A 13,905-nucleotide genomic window follows, 5' to 3' on the forward strand; every position below is an offset into this window, starting at 1 on the left:
CCATGGGGGCATGCGCTCTTGGTTTTTAACAACATATTATTGGATGCTGGCGGGGTGCCTTATCTGCTACATTGGGCTGGCACTGCCCAGCCACGCCGAAGACAGCCATCTGCTCTCGCAAAAAGAAATCGCGACCCTTCTGCCCTCGGTTGGGCGATTGTCAATTGATCAGGGTGACGGGTTTTGTACGGCGTCTTTGGTGTCAGAAAAAATCATTGTCACGGCAGCGCATTGTCTTTTTGACAGCGCCACAGGGCAGGCATTTTCTGCGGAAAAATTGCGCTTTCAGGCTGGGTGGCGCGCAGGAAAAGCCTATTTCACAACAGCGATCAAGCGGGCGGTCACGCATCCGGATTACCAGTTTGAAGATATATTTTTTGAGACCCGCCGGATCCGTAACGATATTGCGCTGCTGGAATTGAAAGAGGCTGTACCTGTCGGGGCAGCTATGCCGTTTAAGGTGGATGGGTTCCCCGCTTTGGGTGCTGCTTTGGCATTGGTTTCTTACCAGCGCGGTAAATCTGACGGGCCGCATATACAACAAAATTGCCGCGCAGCCGGTGATCAAATTGGCATGCTTGTCTTGGCCTGCGAGGTTACATTCGGATCCTCTGGGGCCCCAGTTTTTTACAAATACCCCGATGGGCGTTTCACCATGGTCTCGCTGATTTCCGCCAAAGCACAGTTGAATGGTCAGGATGTTGCGCTGGGCCCGGCGCTGCAGCCAGCTTTGGCGCGCATGTATGCGCGGCTTTACGCGCGCCCATAAGCTTCAGGATTATTTTTTGGCTTCTGGGGGGCTTGAAACTGCAAAAGTAGAGTCCCACTTAAAGATCACAGGCGCCGCAAAGGGCCTGTATTTTAACGCTCTGGTCTACAAATGACAGGGCCCCACGTTGTTGCTTCAGAAAGGACAACCTATGAGAGATTTTGACTTTACACCGCTATATCGTGCCAGTGTTGGCTTTGATCACATGGCCACACTTATGGATCGGCTGGCCTCAAATCAGACCACGCAATCAAGCTACCCTCCTTATAATATCGAGAAAACCGATGCAGAAACCTATCGGATCTCTTTGGCCGTGGCCGGATTTTCGGATCAGGATTTAAACGTTGATGTTAAGGAAAACACTCTGAGCATTGCCGCACAAAAACCGCAGACCGAGGCGGAAGGGCGGTATTTGCATCGCGGTATTGCCACTCGATCTTTCGAACGCCGTTTCCATTTGGCGGATCATATTCGCGTGAATGGTGCCAGCCATGCCGACGGAATGCTGCATATTGAATTGAAGCATGAAATTCCAGACGCGTTGAAACCGCGCAGGATCGAAATTTCTTCGGGCGACGGGGCAAATGCGCCGCGCCCCGCTTTGAATTGATATTTGCTCAAGGCGAAAAATGAACCAAGCTACGGCGCGGTCTATACGTTTTGAAAAGGGCCTTTTAGGGGCCCTTTTTTGCTTTTGGACGGATGATGATCTGCGCGTTGCAAAACCGCGGGTGTTATGGATAAAGCGAAGCTTCATATCGCGGCGCGGGCGCGTAAAAACAACGAAGACATTATGTTCAAACCCAAAGCCGGCCGGGTTATCGGATATGGGCCGCGGCAGGCTATGCTCGGGACACCAGTTGAGAATAACGGTTCCTGCCCTAGGAACCGAACACTTATTTATCTCTGTCTTTTCTATTCATCGTTGAATAAATTATATAATATAATCAGTTATTTGAGAATTTAGCACATTTATCCAAACCCGAATCTATCCTATACTATCCTATGAAAACTGTGGGACTGAAATGCCAGCCGAAAAGCGTTTAACCGATCGCCAAATCAAAAATAGCCCCCCCGGCAAGCTATATGATGGGGGCGGTCTTATATGTGTAAAGGGCGCAAATTCAGCTAAATGGGTTTATAGGTATACGCTATATTCTGCGCGCCGCGATATGGGGTTGGGAACTTATCCACAAATTTCGTTAGCCCAAGCGCGAGAGCTACTGGCAGAGTATCGAACTCTTGTGGCTCAAAAGATAGATCCCATTAAACAACGTCAAAAAGCTGCTATAGAGGCTGCTGGTTCGGACAATAGTTTTCATGCGGTGGCAAAAATCACCTTTGAGGCGAAAAAGCCAGAGCTTAAGCATGATGGCTCAGCAGGACGATGGTTCTCTCCATTAAAGGTGCACATTATTCCAAAACTTGGGAACCGTGATGTGCAGGAGATTGATCAGCGCGATATTTTTGAAGTGCTTAAGCCTATTTGGCATATTAAAGCAGACAGTGCTCGAAAGGCTCTAGGTCGCGTTGGTCATGTGCTTCAGCATGCAGCCGCAATGGGGCTGTCAGTTGATCTAAATGTGGTTCCGCTTGCAAAGGAGCTGCTGGGAAAGTCTAAACACCAATCCAAAAAAACACCATCTCTCGAATGGCAAAAAGTCCCAGAATTCTATCAAAGCTTGAATGAGAATACGCCGATCCAATTAGCTCTGAAGCTCTTAATCCTCACAGGTTCGCGCTCGGGGCCTGTAAGATATATGACGACCTCTCAAATAGATCAGGATACTTGGATTATCCCTGCGGAAAATATGAAGGGTAGAGTTGGCAAAACTGCTGATTTTCGTATTCCGCTTTCAGATGCATCTCTTGATATTATTGATTTTGCCAGAAGATTTTCGCGTGATGGTTTCTTATTCCCCGGTCTGCGTAAAGGGGTCATTAGCGATGTAAGCATGGCGCGCGTAATGCAGCGTCGAGGTATGCAAGAACGCCCACATGGATTTAGAGCCAGCTTGGAGACATATTTAGCAGAAACCACAGATGCTGATTATGAGTTAAAGAAATCTATGTTGGGCCATGCAATTGGGGACCAAGCTTACAGAAGTTATCAGCGCTCTGATTATTTGGAAAAGCGCCGAGAGCTTTTGAGTAATTGGGCGAATTTTTTAACTCAATCGTCGAATATAATAAAGCTAAGGGTTTAGATTTATGACATACACATGGACAGCAGAAACTTTGCTTAGACCGATAGAATGCGAAGGTGATGTAGTTGATTTTCTTACCCGCGGTATGTCGAAAGCTGACTGTAAGGACCTATTGCTCCTAGGCCTATATTGCAGGCACAAAATTTTGGATAACAGCAAAAAGCGTTCACGTAGAGGCCGCCCGATCAAGCTCAATTCCATAGATAGCGAGCGGGCCGCAATAATTTTAAATCTTGTAAAATGGCAAAAACGTTCGATGCCGATAAGGAAATGGGTGGACTTGGCTCAGCAATGCGAGGCAATTTTAAAAACTGTCGGCGACAAACGGGGAAAGACGCTTCTCCCGGATGGAAAGAGTTATTTTCCTAAGACTATGATAACCGCAAAAAGATTAGAAAATTCGGTGTGCCGAGGCATGAAAGAACTTGGTGTGAACTTTCGTTTATATCAAAAAAATCCTGAAGAATATCCCGAGATTTAATCAATAAATTCATAGTGGCATGTCCAGATCAGTTTTAACTCATTTGAGGATAGCTGATCATGAAGTTGATTACCTTTGACGAACTCAGAAACAAACTTGGCGGCCGGGCTCGCTCGTCAATATATCTGGATCTTGAACATGCGCGCTTACCAATTCCGCTTAAATTAGGCGGTCGGCTCTACTGAGAAGAAGACCAGATTAATAAATGGATCAAAGAACGCCTACGGCAGGGGCAAAGACCATGATTGCACCTTGCAAGATTACCGCTGCAGCGGAACTGCTCGATCTGAAAATTCTTAGTAAGTCTCCATCTGAATGGCGGATTGGTAACAAAGGCTCTCTGTCTTTGGACTTAAATAAAGACTGTTTTTATGACCATGAACATTCAAAAGGCGGTGTTGTTTTGGATCTAATTCAGCATTTAGGTCGTGCTTCAAACACGCAAGAAGCTGCGCAATTTTTGGAAGATAATGGTTTAATCGAGAATAAGCATTCCGTTTCACCAAAGTCTAAAAAGCCGCTGCGAGAGCACGTCTACGTTGATGGGTCAGAGAAGAACGTTCGAAAATCCGTCAAATATACTGATGGCAGTTGGAAGAAATTGCTTTGCGTTACGCGCCCAGCTGTATCATTATTGATACTGTGCGAGCGTTTTAAAGCCACATGAAAAAACTGGTAATTATAATGTTTCCGTTGATAAATACGCTGCGCTTCGCAAACTTGCTCACAAACAAAAAATTGCAATTCTGGTCGTGCATCATACCAAAAAGACAACGGAAGTAAGCTTATCCCCATTAGAGCAGATCCTTGGGAGTACCGGTATCACTGCTACTGTTGAAACGATTCTGGTGATGGAGAACATCATTGGGAAAAAGACCGTAAACTTCATGTAACTGGCAAAGATGTTGAACAAAACGAGTTCTACTTAGCTTGGAACGGTGCGGGATATGATTTTTGTGAGGACGCAGAAGTCGCGGGTCTAGGTTCGGCTCAACTGGAGGTGTATGACCTGATTAAACAGTATCCCCGCTGCTCTCAGGGTAAGCTTGTTAAGATGATCGGAAAAGATCAGGGGCAGATCTCAAAAATACTATACGCTCTCCAAGATAAAGATTTGATTATGAAGCTTGAGCAGGGTTATGTCGCAAAATAGATGCCTTAAGTATCATATTGATCATATATCATATGCATCATAATTACGTATTAATGTGATATTTATAATAAATACGGCGCTTATTTCTTTGAGCCCTGTAAATTTTAAGTATTGATTTAAGCCTTCTTTTGAGGAAAGCTTATTCTATGTCTCAAGCCTTGGAAAATTTATTAATTACTGCCGAACTTGCATCCCCAATAATAATTGGTGGGGGCTTTATGACTTTTGATGCTTTACTAGCGGCTATTGTTTTTGAGACGACAGAGGATCTTGAACAGGCTCATAATGGCTTGCCCCTACATCGGTCAGGCGAGTTATTTCATGCAAGTGCTGCGATCATGTTCCCGGATGCAAAACAAGATCAAACCTTTTCGGCCAGTATGCGCTGGGATCACGACTTTTCGCCAGACGTATTTAAAAAAACCAGTAAGGGCAAACTTCGTAAAGTTAGTGCAAAACGAAAACGCGATTTTGGAAATATTTTCAATACTTATAAGTCGTTCATAGCCCCTGAAATACTCTGGTATTGTGAAGGCGACAGGTCGGAAATAGGAAGACTACTGGCTAATGTTGAATTTATAGGAAAGCGTCGCGGAAGTGGCTTTGGACAGGTGAAGAACTGGAGGGTAGAGCCGGGTAAATATGATGGTTTACTTGGTCTAAATCAAAACCCACTGCGGCCAATACCGGAAGTCTTATATGAAGGAAATGATAACGCTTTAAAGATCGAAGCATCTTGGAAGCCCCCCTATTGGGAACCAGCGCATAGGGCTATCTGCTATGTGCCGGAGTTTATCAAATGAACAGCTTTATTTTTTTTCATGATCATTTTGGAAAGTATTTTTCTTCTGAGCGTAGTAATAAGTTACATATGGATGCCAGCCGAGTCCTGCGAGCTTCTTATCCATTAAAGGGAAAACCAAAGCCAACAAGATTGGCATTCGGTTGGGCGATCATTCGGCCGGGTACAAGCTCATTAAAATTAAATTTAGACATTTCAGGGCTTGCTTGTGATCCAAGGCCAGAAAGCATGTCTTTCTTGGAGGAGCTTAAGAGTTGGGACGACACTCCGAGGATGTTTTTATTATTTGGTAAAGCGCCAATCCCTATTTCAAATTTATTTCTAACGCTTGATTTGCGCGCGGTTAGGATCTGTAGCCCAAAGGGGGTGGAGACCTTTGATTTCACAAAAACGCCAGAAGAAACCGGCAGTAATTTCCACAAGCGGCTGGTGAATATGGATAAAAAAAATGCTGCGTGATCATGTGATTCCAAAGCCAGAAACCATAGTGGGTTATAAGCTTCATCAACTAGTTGAAGGCCTAACTGAGGGTGATGCTCCACTATTCTTAGATCGCGGGAAGTCTTTATTGATAAGGACTGAAAAAAAGATAACGGAGACTGGCACTGCCGTAGAAATTCCCAGTGGGAGCTCGATTATTGGATTTGAACTGCGGGCATGCGTTTCGAAAAAAGTAAAAGGAAAGCACCGCTATTTTCCGGTATCAAATTATCAAATCAGGCACGGTTGGCTCAGGACCAAGGGAGAGCAATTTGGCTTTGAGCCTTTAACGGTAACTTGTTCCTGCGAGATGAAGAAACTCACAGATGGTGGATCCAGGTCCTTCCAAATTGATCACACAGATTTTGCTGGGACTTTAAAGGTAATTGATGAACAGAAATTTAAAAAAGCAATGGAAACCGGTGTTGGGTCGACAGCCCGCGCTTTCGGTTATGGCATGTTAATTTTATGAGTGGGAGAAGAAAATGCTGATTTTGACAGGTGAAATTACACTCGTTGAGCCCCTTTCAATATCCATGGGTGGCGAAGAGTATGGCGGATTTCCCATGATCCCTCGGTATGTAGAAGATGGATCTTTAGAGCCGACTGGTTTCCTGCCAGCAACTACTTTGCGCGGCCGTTTGCGCCGAGGGTATGTTAAACGAGAAATGAAAGCCGCTGCTGAACGCGGGGAGCACTACTCGCTTAAACAGGCCTACAATGAAGTAATCGGTCAGAATGCCGAGAGTGAAAAAGAAGCCGGTGAAATAGATTTAGTGGAGGTTAAAGAAACGCGTGAGGCTTCACCCATTTTAGACCTGTATGGAAGCGGCATTGGTATTGCCAGTCGTTTGCGCGTAAGCAATTTCTTTCCAGAAAATAATGTGGAGCCAAATAAACTGCAAACATTTCGCAAAGATTTAGACGTGTCTGATGAAATTTTACAAAGTTTGTCAAAGGAAGATCAGGACCGTTTTTATAATCGGAAAGACTTGAACAGCAGGCGATCAAAATGGCAAACTAATGTAGAAAAATTAAACCGTGATATTGCTGCCGCAAAACGAAAAAAGGAAGTTACCGCAGACTTAGAAGCTCAAAAGAAAGAAGCTGAAAAAAAATATAATGAGGTTCTTACCGAAATGGGCGATATGATGAAGGTGTCGTCGCCTTTACCGGTTAAGTGCTACGCTCTGCCTCCTGGCTTGAAATTGTTTGGAAAAATCGTTGTGGTGAATGATAAGCCAATGGATTTAGAAATATTAGAAGCTGGTTTGGATGATTTGAGTCGCGACCCAGTTTTGGGTGCGGCCTCTGCTCGGGGTTGCGGTGAAATAGAAGGCGAATTTACGGTTTCCATTGACGGAGAGCATAAAAAAACCATTCGCTTTGGCGGTTATAAGCCTATTGAAGTAGAAAATTTATGAAAGGAAAAGGAAGTTTTATAAATCAATACAGAGTATTACGATGGATCTGATGGAGCCACTCTGGATATGAGTGGTTACTACAAGTGTAATTTATTCGGCCAGTAACGTGATACAGATGGAGCCACTCTGGATATGAGTGGTTACTACAAGGAGGCTAGACCTTGGCTCAGCTGTAAAATGATGGAGCCACTCTGGATATGAGTGGTTACTACAAGTTAAGAAAAGCACCTTTAAGATTAGCCCCTTGATGGAGCCACCCTGGATATGAGTGGTTACTACAAGCGCAAAACAACGAGTGAGCCGCAACGCTGTGATGGAGCCACCCTGGATATGAGTGGTTACTACAAGAGTTCTTCACAATTAAGTTGTTTTTTGCTGGATGGAGCCACCCTGGATATGAGTGGTTACTACAAGCAGCGGTTTGAAAGGTTGTGAAAATCACTTAGATGGAGCCACCCTGGATATGAGTGGTTACTACAAGAATATGGCTTGCCAGAACACTGTTCGCCGTGATGGAGCCACCCTGGATATGAGTGGTTACTACAAGTCTGTGTCAAGCATCCGGCCCAACTGACTTGATGGAGCCACTCTGGATATGAGTGGTTACTTTTTAAACTCTCAAGGAATTATCGTTTATGTTTAGAAGCAAAGAACAAGAAACCTTTTACAAAACCATTTGCCTTCATCAGTCAAAGCTAGATGGGCCCTTGCTGCTCGAAGGCGGAACTGGTTTGGGTAAAACGCGCGCCTATCTCAAAGCACTCGTTGATTACGGCCAAAAAACGGCAATTGTTTTTCCAAGTCATCAGCTAATCGATCAGCTACTGCAATCACAGGATTTAAAAGCAGTAGGCGCGAAAGTTAAAGCTTTCAGACCTGCAAGCTTTTTTGACGCGCAAGATACATACTTAGAAGCGAACGAGGCCGCCAAAGAGGCGGATATTATGCTCTGCACTTCTGCGAGCGTCATGATCGATCAAATGCTTCAGGGCGGCTACAATGGAATAATAGAGCGAGCATATATTATTTTTGACGAGGCAGACGGCCTTCCACAAGACGCGGCACTACAACAAGACTTAACAATTTTGGATGCAGAAATTTCGGCGTTTGGTTTAGAGTATCGTTCGGTTTCGGAAATATTACAGCAATTATCAGTACCCTCTATTTCAGCAGATCTGCGCGCCAGGGCTAGACTAATTAAAAAAGCGCATAGCAATCCTAAATGGTATTACACAGTGGGGAAAAATTCGAACGGAGATTTAGAGCTCAATCATAGAATGCCAGGGCTTTTGCTGAGCACAATTTCTAATCAAGCAAATGTTGCCTTTGTAAGCGCCACACTAAGTATTTCAAATTCATTCGATGACTTTAAAAGGTCATTGGGCATAAAAACTACAAGCATTTATTCCCGTCAAATTGATCCAGAGCATCATGGAAATCTAAAAATTCATTATCCAAAAGAGCAGACCATAGAGACTATTGTTGAGGGTGCCAAAAAACCCTGCTTGGTTGTGCCACCTAGTTTTGAAGATGCAGAAGCTTTGGCAAAACTCCTGCCTAAAGCAATAGTACGCGAGAGAAAAGAGTCCTCTGCGATGGCCGCTGAGCGGGTCCAGGAAGAGGGCGTCTTGATTGCTACAGGGGCATGGGCGGGGCTTGATACACCGATCCGCTGGGCGTCTGTAGTAGTTCCCAGGATACCTTTTGGGAAGCCAACTGAGTTAGATGGTAAAACACTTACCCACTATATAAGCAGTCGAAATCTTGCAGTTAGACGCATGCGTCAAGTTATTGGCCGCGGCCTTAGAACACCAGACAGTCGATGTGATTTTTATATCTGTGACAAGCGCTATAGCCAGTTGGGCAACTTTCTGCCAACGCGTTTCAACGCAAGCTGGAAAGAGGGTGCAAAGAAAACATATGAGCTGACAAAATTTGAAAGGGATCCCTCAGTGCGCCGGGAGGCCTTAAAGTTTTATGAGTTCAAATGTTATTGTTGTGATAAGCGGCCCAAAATACAAAGCATGATTGAAATTCATCATCTTAATCCCATAGCTCAGGGTGAGAGAGAAACTAAGGTTGAAGACGTGTTACCGCTTTGTCGAAATTGCCACAGCGCAGCGCATTCAGAAGAGCCTCCGATCCCTATTGAGCGCCTGAAGGTGATGGATTTATGGAAGGTTGACTAACTTTGAGTACGCGTCTGTAAGACAGTCTAATGGGCCGACATTTTTTAATTTGATTTCAATATGTTATTTCGTAAAAGCCGCCGCTCACACGCTTTCTAAATTGTTTGAGTTTGATTTGACTGACATTTTTTCGAGCACTGGGAATCGGTTTTGGAATTCAGCCTAAAACCGCCTGTGGGACTATGAGTGGGACTTTCAATTCACAATCCTTTAAAATGTCAATTATTTCAGTAATTTAATATAGATTTATGGTGCCTGCCCTAGGATCACGCTTGCATTTAGCGGAACGCTATTCGTCTTCCAGATCTTGACGTACGGTGTTTTGAGCCATTAACCGGCGTGTTTCATCCATCCGATCAAAGGTTTCATCCAATCGAAATCGTAGATCCGGCGTGTATTTTAGCGTTAAGTTTTTCGAAATTGCACGGCGTATCTCATGTTTATTTTTTGCCAAAAGGGCGATCATTTCCGGCCCTCCATTACCGCCCAATGGGCAGGCATAAACGGTGGCAATTTTCAAATCAGGTGAGGTACTGACCTCCCCGACAGTCACCGACATCCTGTTGAGGTCTGGGTCATGAATATCGCCGCGTATCAGAATGTCTGACAAAGTGCGGCGGATCAATTCACCGACGCGCAATTGCCGTTGAGACGGGCCGGGCCCATCATGAAATTTATTCTTTCCCATAGATTTGCTCTACGCGCTTCCTTGGGCTTTGCCAAGCCAGCTTTGGCAGGTTATGAGGAAGAAAGTCAGAAAAATAGGAGCGTATTATGTCAGATCTGCTTGGCGTTGCCATAACCGGAGTATCTGGGCGTATGGGCCAAATGTTGGTCGAAAGCGTGCATGCCAGCGAAACAGCTACCTTGGTTGGGGCTTTAGAGCGGCCCGATCATCCATGGGTTGGCCAAGATTTGGGACGTGTGATGCAGAAATCTGAAACAGGTTTGATTGTGCAGGATAAAGCGGACAACGTTTTTGCCCATGCCGATGTTGTTATCGATTTCACCAGCCCTGCGGCAACAGTGGCCTTTGCAAAGCAAGCTGCTCAAACCGGAACCGCCCATGTGATTGGAACCACGGGGCTGAGCGATGAGGATCTTGCCGCGGTGGCAAAAGCCGCCGAAAAAACGGTGATTGTGCGGGCGGGCAATATGTCTCTGGGGGTAAATCTGTTGGTGCAGCTTACGAAGAAAGTTGCAGCGGCGTTAGATGAAGATTTTGATATTGAAGTGATTGAAGCCCATCATAACAAGAAAGTTGATGCACCCTCTGGCACAGCGCTGATGCTGGGCGAAGCGGCTGCAGAGGGGCGTGGCATTGATCTGGCGCAGATGCGCGATAGCGGCCGCGACGGTATCACCGGTGCGCGCCAAACAGGCCATATCGGGTTTGCGGCCATTCGCGGGGGGGATATTGTTGGAGAGCATGATGTGCTGTTTGCGGGGGTTGGCGAGCGGATCACCCTGCGCCACGTGGCCACTGACCGTTTGCTGTTCGCCAAAGGCGCGTTGAAAGCTGCGCAATGGGCGCAAAATAAACCCGTAGGTGAATATAATATGCTGGATGTTTTGGGCCTTTAGCCTCAAGCAACACGCAAATGTGATTTGCTTCATCGGATCAATGAAATACGTCTCCGTCATAACAATCGTTTCAGGGTAAACAGCATGCGTGGTTTATTTGTTGGGATCTTTACTTGCGTTGGCATGGCGATCTTTTTGCCCGTCAGCGCTTGGGCCGAATTTGTTGTATTGTCCAAGCGTGATCATTTTTTATCTGTCATTGAAGGAAAAGATTTAAAGCGCCCGCTGATCAGGTTGCAGGTGAAGCCAGACGGAACAATAACGGGCAAAGCGGCGGCTATGAAAGTTACGGGCACTTGGGTTTGGGAAGATCGGTATTTTTGCCGCGTGTTATACTGGGGTGGAAAAACATTCGAGCATAATTGCCAAGAGGTCGCATTGAATGGCGATAAGATACGATTCACCACGGAAAAAGGCGCAGGCGAGTTTGCTGATTTCACCCTAAAGTAGAAATATTTATTTATTACTTATAGCTGTAATTTCAGCGGTGATCTTTATAGTTAGGCTCAACTTCCTATGGAGAGAGCGCCATGATCATACGATGTTCGAGAGAGTTAGCCGGCTTGGATGCTTTTTACCCTGCTTGTTGGTGATAACGCTCCGCTTAATGTGCCTTTAAGAGGCCAGATCCCCTTTTAAATTATGAGTTGTTATGTTTGAGCATTTTCGCCTGTTACAGGGTAAGAATGCGCTTCGAATGTTCAGGCCGGCTGATCCAAGTGATCTGGCGCGCCAAAAGCATGAACCAGTGCCAAAGCCTGCCCTCAATCTGGAATGGCTGTCGAAGCGCATGACGCGGCACATCCGAAACTGGAGTGACGCGGTTTTTCGCCGTAAACGCCGTTAAAGCTCTAGCTGCTTAAGGAGCAGTGGGCGCGCATAATTTAACACGTGCGCATATAAAGCGCCGCAGTCTGGCGGCGGTGGCGCCAGCAGGGCATGCCAAAAAAATTGCAGCTTGATGCCCCCATCATCTGGGGTGAAATGGATCCATTGATTTCGTGTGCAAAGCAGATCGAGGTGATTAAAATACCAAATTTATCCGCAAACCATTCGGGTGTTTTTTCCAATGAAAAATAATGGCTGTTTTGAGACGAGACCACTTTCTTAAAAGAGTTCGCGCCGCGCTGCATCTGCTGGATTTTCTGAAGGCTCAACGGTGCCTTTGACCAACTGTATACCGGCCAGCAGATGCCGAAACATTAAGATTTCTGGCGTCGCATTTGAGCATCGTGAAACAATAGGGCAAACCTTTTGCACGATAGGTTTGCTCATATTTTAAAGGGGGCCATACCAGCGCGGGCCAATTCATCCGCCCGTTCATTTTCCGGATGCTCTGCATGGCCCTTGACCCATTCCCATGTCACCTGATGGCGGCTTTGCGCCAGATCAAGCCGTTGCCATAGCTCTACATTTTTGACCGGTTTTTTCGCCGCTGTGCGCCAACCGTTGCGCTTCCAGCCATGAATCCATTGGGTGACACCGTTTTTGACATAGGTGCTATCGGTCACGATGGTCAACGTGCTTGCGCGATCCAGCGTTTCAAGCGCCATGATCGCGGCCATCAGCTCCATTTGATTGTTGGTCGTTGCACCATCGCCGCCGCTTAATTCGCGCTCTTTAACGATATTACCGGCTTGGCTCGCCTGCAACAAGACACCCCATCCACCGGGGCCTGGATTGCCCGAACAGGCGCCATCTGTATAGGCAAATAAGTCAGCCATTCTGGATCCGCGTATGAATGATTGCCCAATCTGATTGGGTGCCATCCAGCCCAATACTTCTGCCTTCAATATGACTCAGCCAGTCAAATTTCGCCTTTGTTAGCAAGCCGTGCAACTCTGGCAGGCTATAATAGGTATAGAGCCGCCCTAGGCTATCGCGCTGCGATCCGCTACCCAGTTTCAAGGCCAGTGTAAAACAGCCGCTGGGTTTAAGCGCGCATTGAATGGCCATTAACAAATTTGGCATTTGTTCACGCGGGGCGTGCAATAAAGAGAAACTGGCCCAAACCCCATCATAGCGATGCCGCGCTCGAAACTTTTCAAAACTCGCTTGCCATGTCTTTATTCGCTGATCGGCTTGGGTCAGTGCGACCATCTCTTTTGAAGCATCAAAAGCCTCTACTTGAAAGCCCTGATCTGCAAAGGCGCGGGCAAAGGCGCCAGGCCCGCAACCATAATCCAAAACCTTTGCTCCAGGAGCGAGTTGAGCTGAAAAATCACGCATTGCTTTATTCTGCTGCGGATCCGGTTTCAACGCGGCGTAATCTTGCCTTTTGCCATCATAAACAGCGATGGTTTCCTGATCGGCTGCCATTACAAACCCCCTAAGCCTAAACAGCCAAGCACCAAAGCCGTCAGCAATACCCGTAAGCGCATCCACCATGGCGGTGCCAAAGATTGAGCCCAAAAAAACCAATCCAAAAGCAGCAGGCCAGCAAATCCGGTCATTAGGTGTATTGAGGCCGAGGTCGGGCCGTTCCCAGTCATAAAAAACGCCCACAAGGCGGGTAAAACAGATAATATATAGCCAATTGTGGCCTGTCGGCCGGAGGTTTTCGTCGCGAAGCCCCAAAGTACGCCAGACATGAATGACAAGATAATTGCCCCGTAATAAACTTGCACATAGGGGCCGTTGAACCGCGGACCAATTGTGCGCAGGGTCCAAAGGCTTAAGGCATCAGAATAAAGCGTTGCCACGCCCCAGAAAAATGGCAGTACGCCGGCCAAGCCCAAAACCAACGCGGAGCGTGGGATGTTTACCATTTGTGAGGATCTCGGGCTTTGGCCTTGGCCATCTGCTTTAAACGAGAG

General features: G+C 46.3%; 18 protein-coding genes and 1 CRISPR repeat array. Of the genes, 13 read left to right on the plus strand and 5 right to left on the minus strand.

The window, feature by feature from the left end; genetic code table 11:
• The first annotated feature begins 10 nt into the window (after positions 1-10).
• The 10 genes from UM181_08470 (at position 11) to UM181_08515 (ending at position 9,505) form a co-directional block, all read left to right on the plus strand.
• Positions 11-769: a trypsin-like serine protease gene (locus tag UM181_08470; GenBank protein WQC64630.1), complete on the plus strand. Its 759-nt coding sequence runs from the start codon at positions 11-13 to the stop codon at positions 767-769.
• Between the two features lie 151 nt (positions 770-920).
• Entirely contained in the window at positions 921-1,379 is a 459-nt protein-coding gene (locus UM181_08475) for an Hsp20 family protein (protein WQC64631.1), read from the plus strand.
• Between the two features lie 415 nt (positions 1,380-1,794).
• Positions 1,795-2,976 carry an integrase arm-type DNA-binding domain-containing protein gene (locus UM181_08480; protein ID WQC64632.1) on the plus strand — a complete coding sequence of 394 codons (1,182 nt, stop codon included), beginning with the start codon at positions 1,795-1,797 and terminating at the stop codon, positions 2,974-2,976.
• 145 nt (positions 2,977-3,121) lie between these two features.
• Positions 3,122-3,457 (plus strand): hypothetical protein, encoded by a 336-nt coding sequence (locus tag UM181_08485; GenBank protein ID WQC64633.1) that lies wholly within the window; start codon positions 3,122-3,124, stop codon positions 3,455-3,457.
• Positions 3,458-3,662: 205 nt separating this feature from the next.
• Positions 3,663-4,124 carry a hypothetical protein gene (locus UM181_08490; GenBank protein WQC64634.1) on the plus strand — a complete coding sequence of 154 codons (462 nt, stop codon included), beginning with the start codon at positions 3,663-3,665 and terminating at the stop codon, positions 4,122-4,124.
• Positions 4,125-4,756: 632 nt separating this feature from the next.
• On the plus strand, positions 4,757-5,413 hold the full coding sequence (locus UM181_08495; GenBank protein WQC64635.1) for a hypothetical protein: 657 nt from the start codon (positions 4,757-4,759) through the stop codon (positions 5,411-5,413).
• Positions 5,410-5,871, plus strand: coding sequence for a hypothetical protein (locus UM181_08500; GenBank protein WQC64636.1), 462 nt, complete (start codon positions 5,410-5,412; stop codon positions 5,869-5,871). The genes UM181_08495 and UM181_08500 overlap by 4 nt, the downstream gene beginning before the upstream one ends.
• Positions 5,861-6,364 (plus strand): type I-E CRISPR-associated protein Cas6/Cse3/CasE, encoded by a 504-nt coding sequence (locus UM181_08505; GenBank protein WQC64637.1) that lies wholly within the window; start codon positions 5,861-5,863, stop codon positions 6,362-6,364. Before UM181_08500 ends, UM181_08505 begins: the two co-directional genes overlap by 11 nt.
• Positions 6,365-6,377: 13 nt before the next feature.
• Positions 6,378-7,316 carry a hypothetical protein gene (locus tag UM181_08510; GenBank protein ID WQC64638.1) on the plus strand — a complete coding sequence of 313 codons (939 nt, stop codon included), beginning with the start codon at positions 6,378-6,380 and terminating at the stop codon, positions 7,314-7,316.
• A gap of 46 nt (positions 7,317-7,362) precedes the next feature.
• Positions 7,363-7,929: a CRISPR direct-repeat array (repeat unit 36 nt; unit sequence GATGGAGCCACCCTGGATATGAGTGGTTACTACAAG).
• 22 nt (positions 7,930-7,951) lie between these two features.
• Positions 7,952-9,505: a DEAD/DEAH box helicase gene (locus UM181_08515; protein WQC64639.1), complete on the plus strand. Its 1,554-nt coding sequence runs from the start codon at positions 7,952-7,954 to the stop codon at positions 9,503-9,505.
• A gap of 289 nt (positions 9,506-9,794) precedes the next feature.
• Here the strand turns inward: UM181_08515 and rbfA are convergent, their stop codons facing one another.
• The gene (gene rbfA / locus UM181_08520; GenBank protein WQC64640.1) at positions 9,795-10,193 is read right to left on the minus strand and encodes a 30S ribosome-binding factor RbfA; all 399 of its coding nucleotides are present in this window, start codon (positions 10,191-10,193) and stop codon (positions 9,795-9,797) included.
• Positions 10,194-10,279: 86 nt separating this feature from the next.
• Between rbfA and dapB the strand changes: the two genes are divergently transcribed.
• The 3 genes from dapB (at position 10,280) to UM181_08535 (ending at position 11,936) form a co-directional block, all read left to right on the plus strand.
• Positions 10,280-11,089: a 4-hydroxy-tetrahydrodipicolinate reductase gene (gene dapB / locus UM181_08525; protein ID WQC64641.1), complete on the plus strand. Its 810-nt coding sequence runs from the start codon at positions 10,280-10,282 to the stop codon at positions 11,087-11,089.
• A gap of 84 nt (positions 11,090-11,173) precedes the next feature.
• Positions 11,174-11,539, plus strand: a complete 366-nt coding sequence (locus tag UM181_08530) for a dihydrodipicolinate reductase (protein ID WQC64642.1) — start codon at positions 11,174-11,176, stop codon at positions 11,537-11,539.
• Between the two features lie 202 nt (positions 11,540-11,741).
• Positions 11,742-11,936 carry a hypothetical protein gene (locus UM181_08535; protein WQC64643.1) on the plus strand — a complete coding sequence of 65 codons (195 nt, stop codon included), beginning with the start codon at positions 11,742-11,744 and terminating at the stop codon, positions 11,934-11,936.
• 260 nt (positions 11,937-12,196) lie between these two features.
• Here UM181_08535 and UM181_08540 read toward each other — a convergent pair whose 3' ends face one another.
• Genes UM181_08540 through UM181_08555 form a run of 4 tightly spaced genes read right to left on the minus strand, consistent with a single transcriptional unit; the run spans position 12,197 to position 13,857 of the window.
• The gene (locus tag UM181_08540) at positions 12,197-12,364 is read right to left on the minus strand and encodes an NUDIX domain-containing protein (GenBank protein ID WQC64644.1); all 168 of its coding nucleotides are present in this window, start codon (positions 12,362-12,364) and stop codon (positions 12,197-12,199) included.
• Positions 12,361-12,813: a ribonuclease HI gene (rnhA, locus tag UM181_08545; GenBank protein ID WQC64645.1), complete on the minus strand. Its 453-nt coding sequence runs from the start codon at positions 12,811-12,813 to the stop codon at positions 12,361-12,363. Before rnhA ends, UM181_08540 begins: the two co-directional genes overlap by 4 nt.
• The gene (locus UM181_08550; protein ID WQC64646.1) at positions 12,806-13,408 is read right to left on the minus strand and encodes a class I SAM-dependent methyltransferase; all 603 of its coding nucleotides are present in this window, start codon (positions 13,406-13,408) and stop codon (positions 12,806-12,808) included. Before UM181_08550 ends, rnhA begins: the two co-directional genes overlap by 8 nt.
• Positions 13,408-13,857 carry a DUF3429 domain-containing protein gene (locus tag UM181_08555; protein WQC64647.1) on the minus strand — a complete coding sequence of 150 codons (450 nt, stop codon included), beginning with the start codon at positions 13,855-13,857 and terminating at the stop codon, positions 13,408-13,410. Before UM181_08555 ends, UM181_08550 begins: the two co-directional genes overlap by 1 nt.
• Between the last annotated feature and the right edge of the window lie 48 nt (positions 13,858-13,905).

This window comes from Alphaproteobacteria bacterium US3C007, assembly GCA_034423775.1.
Lineage (GTDB): Bacteria > Pseudomonadota > Alphaproteobacteria > Rhodobacterales > Rhodobacteraceae > Thalassovivens > Thalassovivens spotae.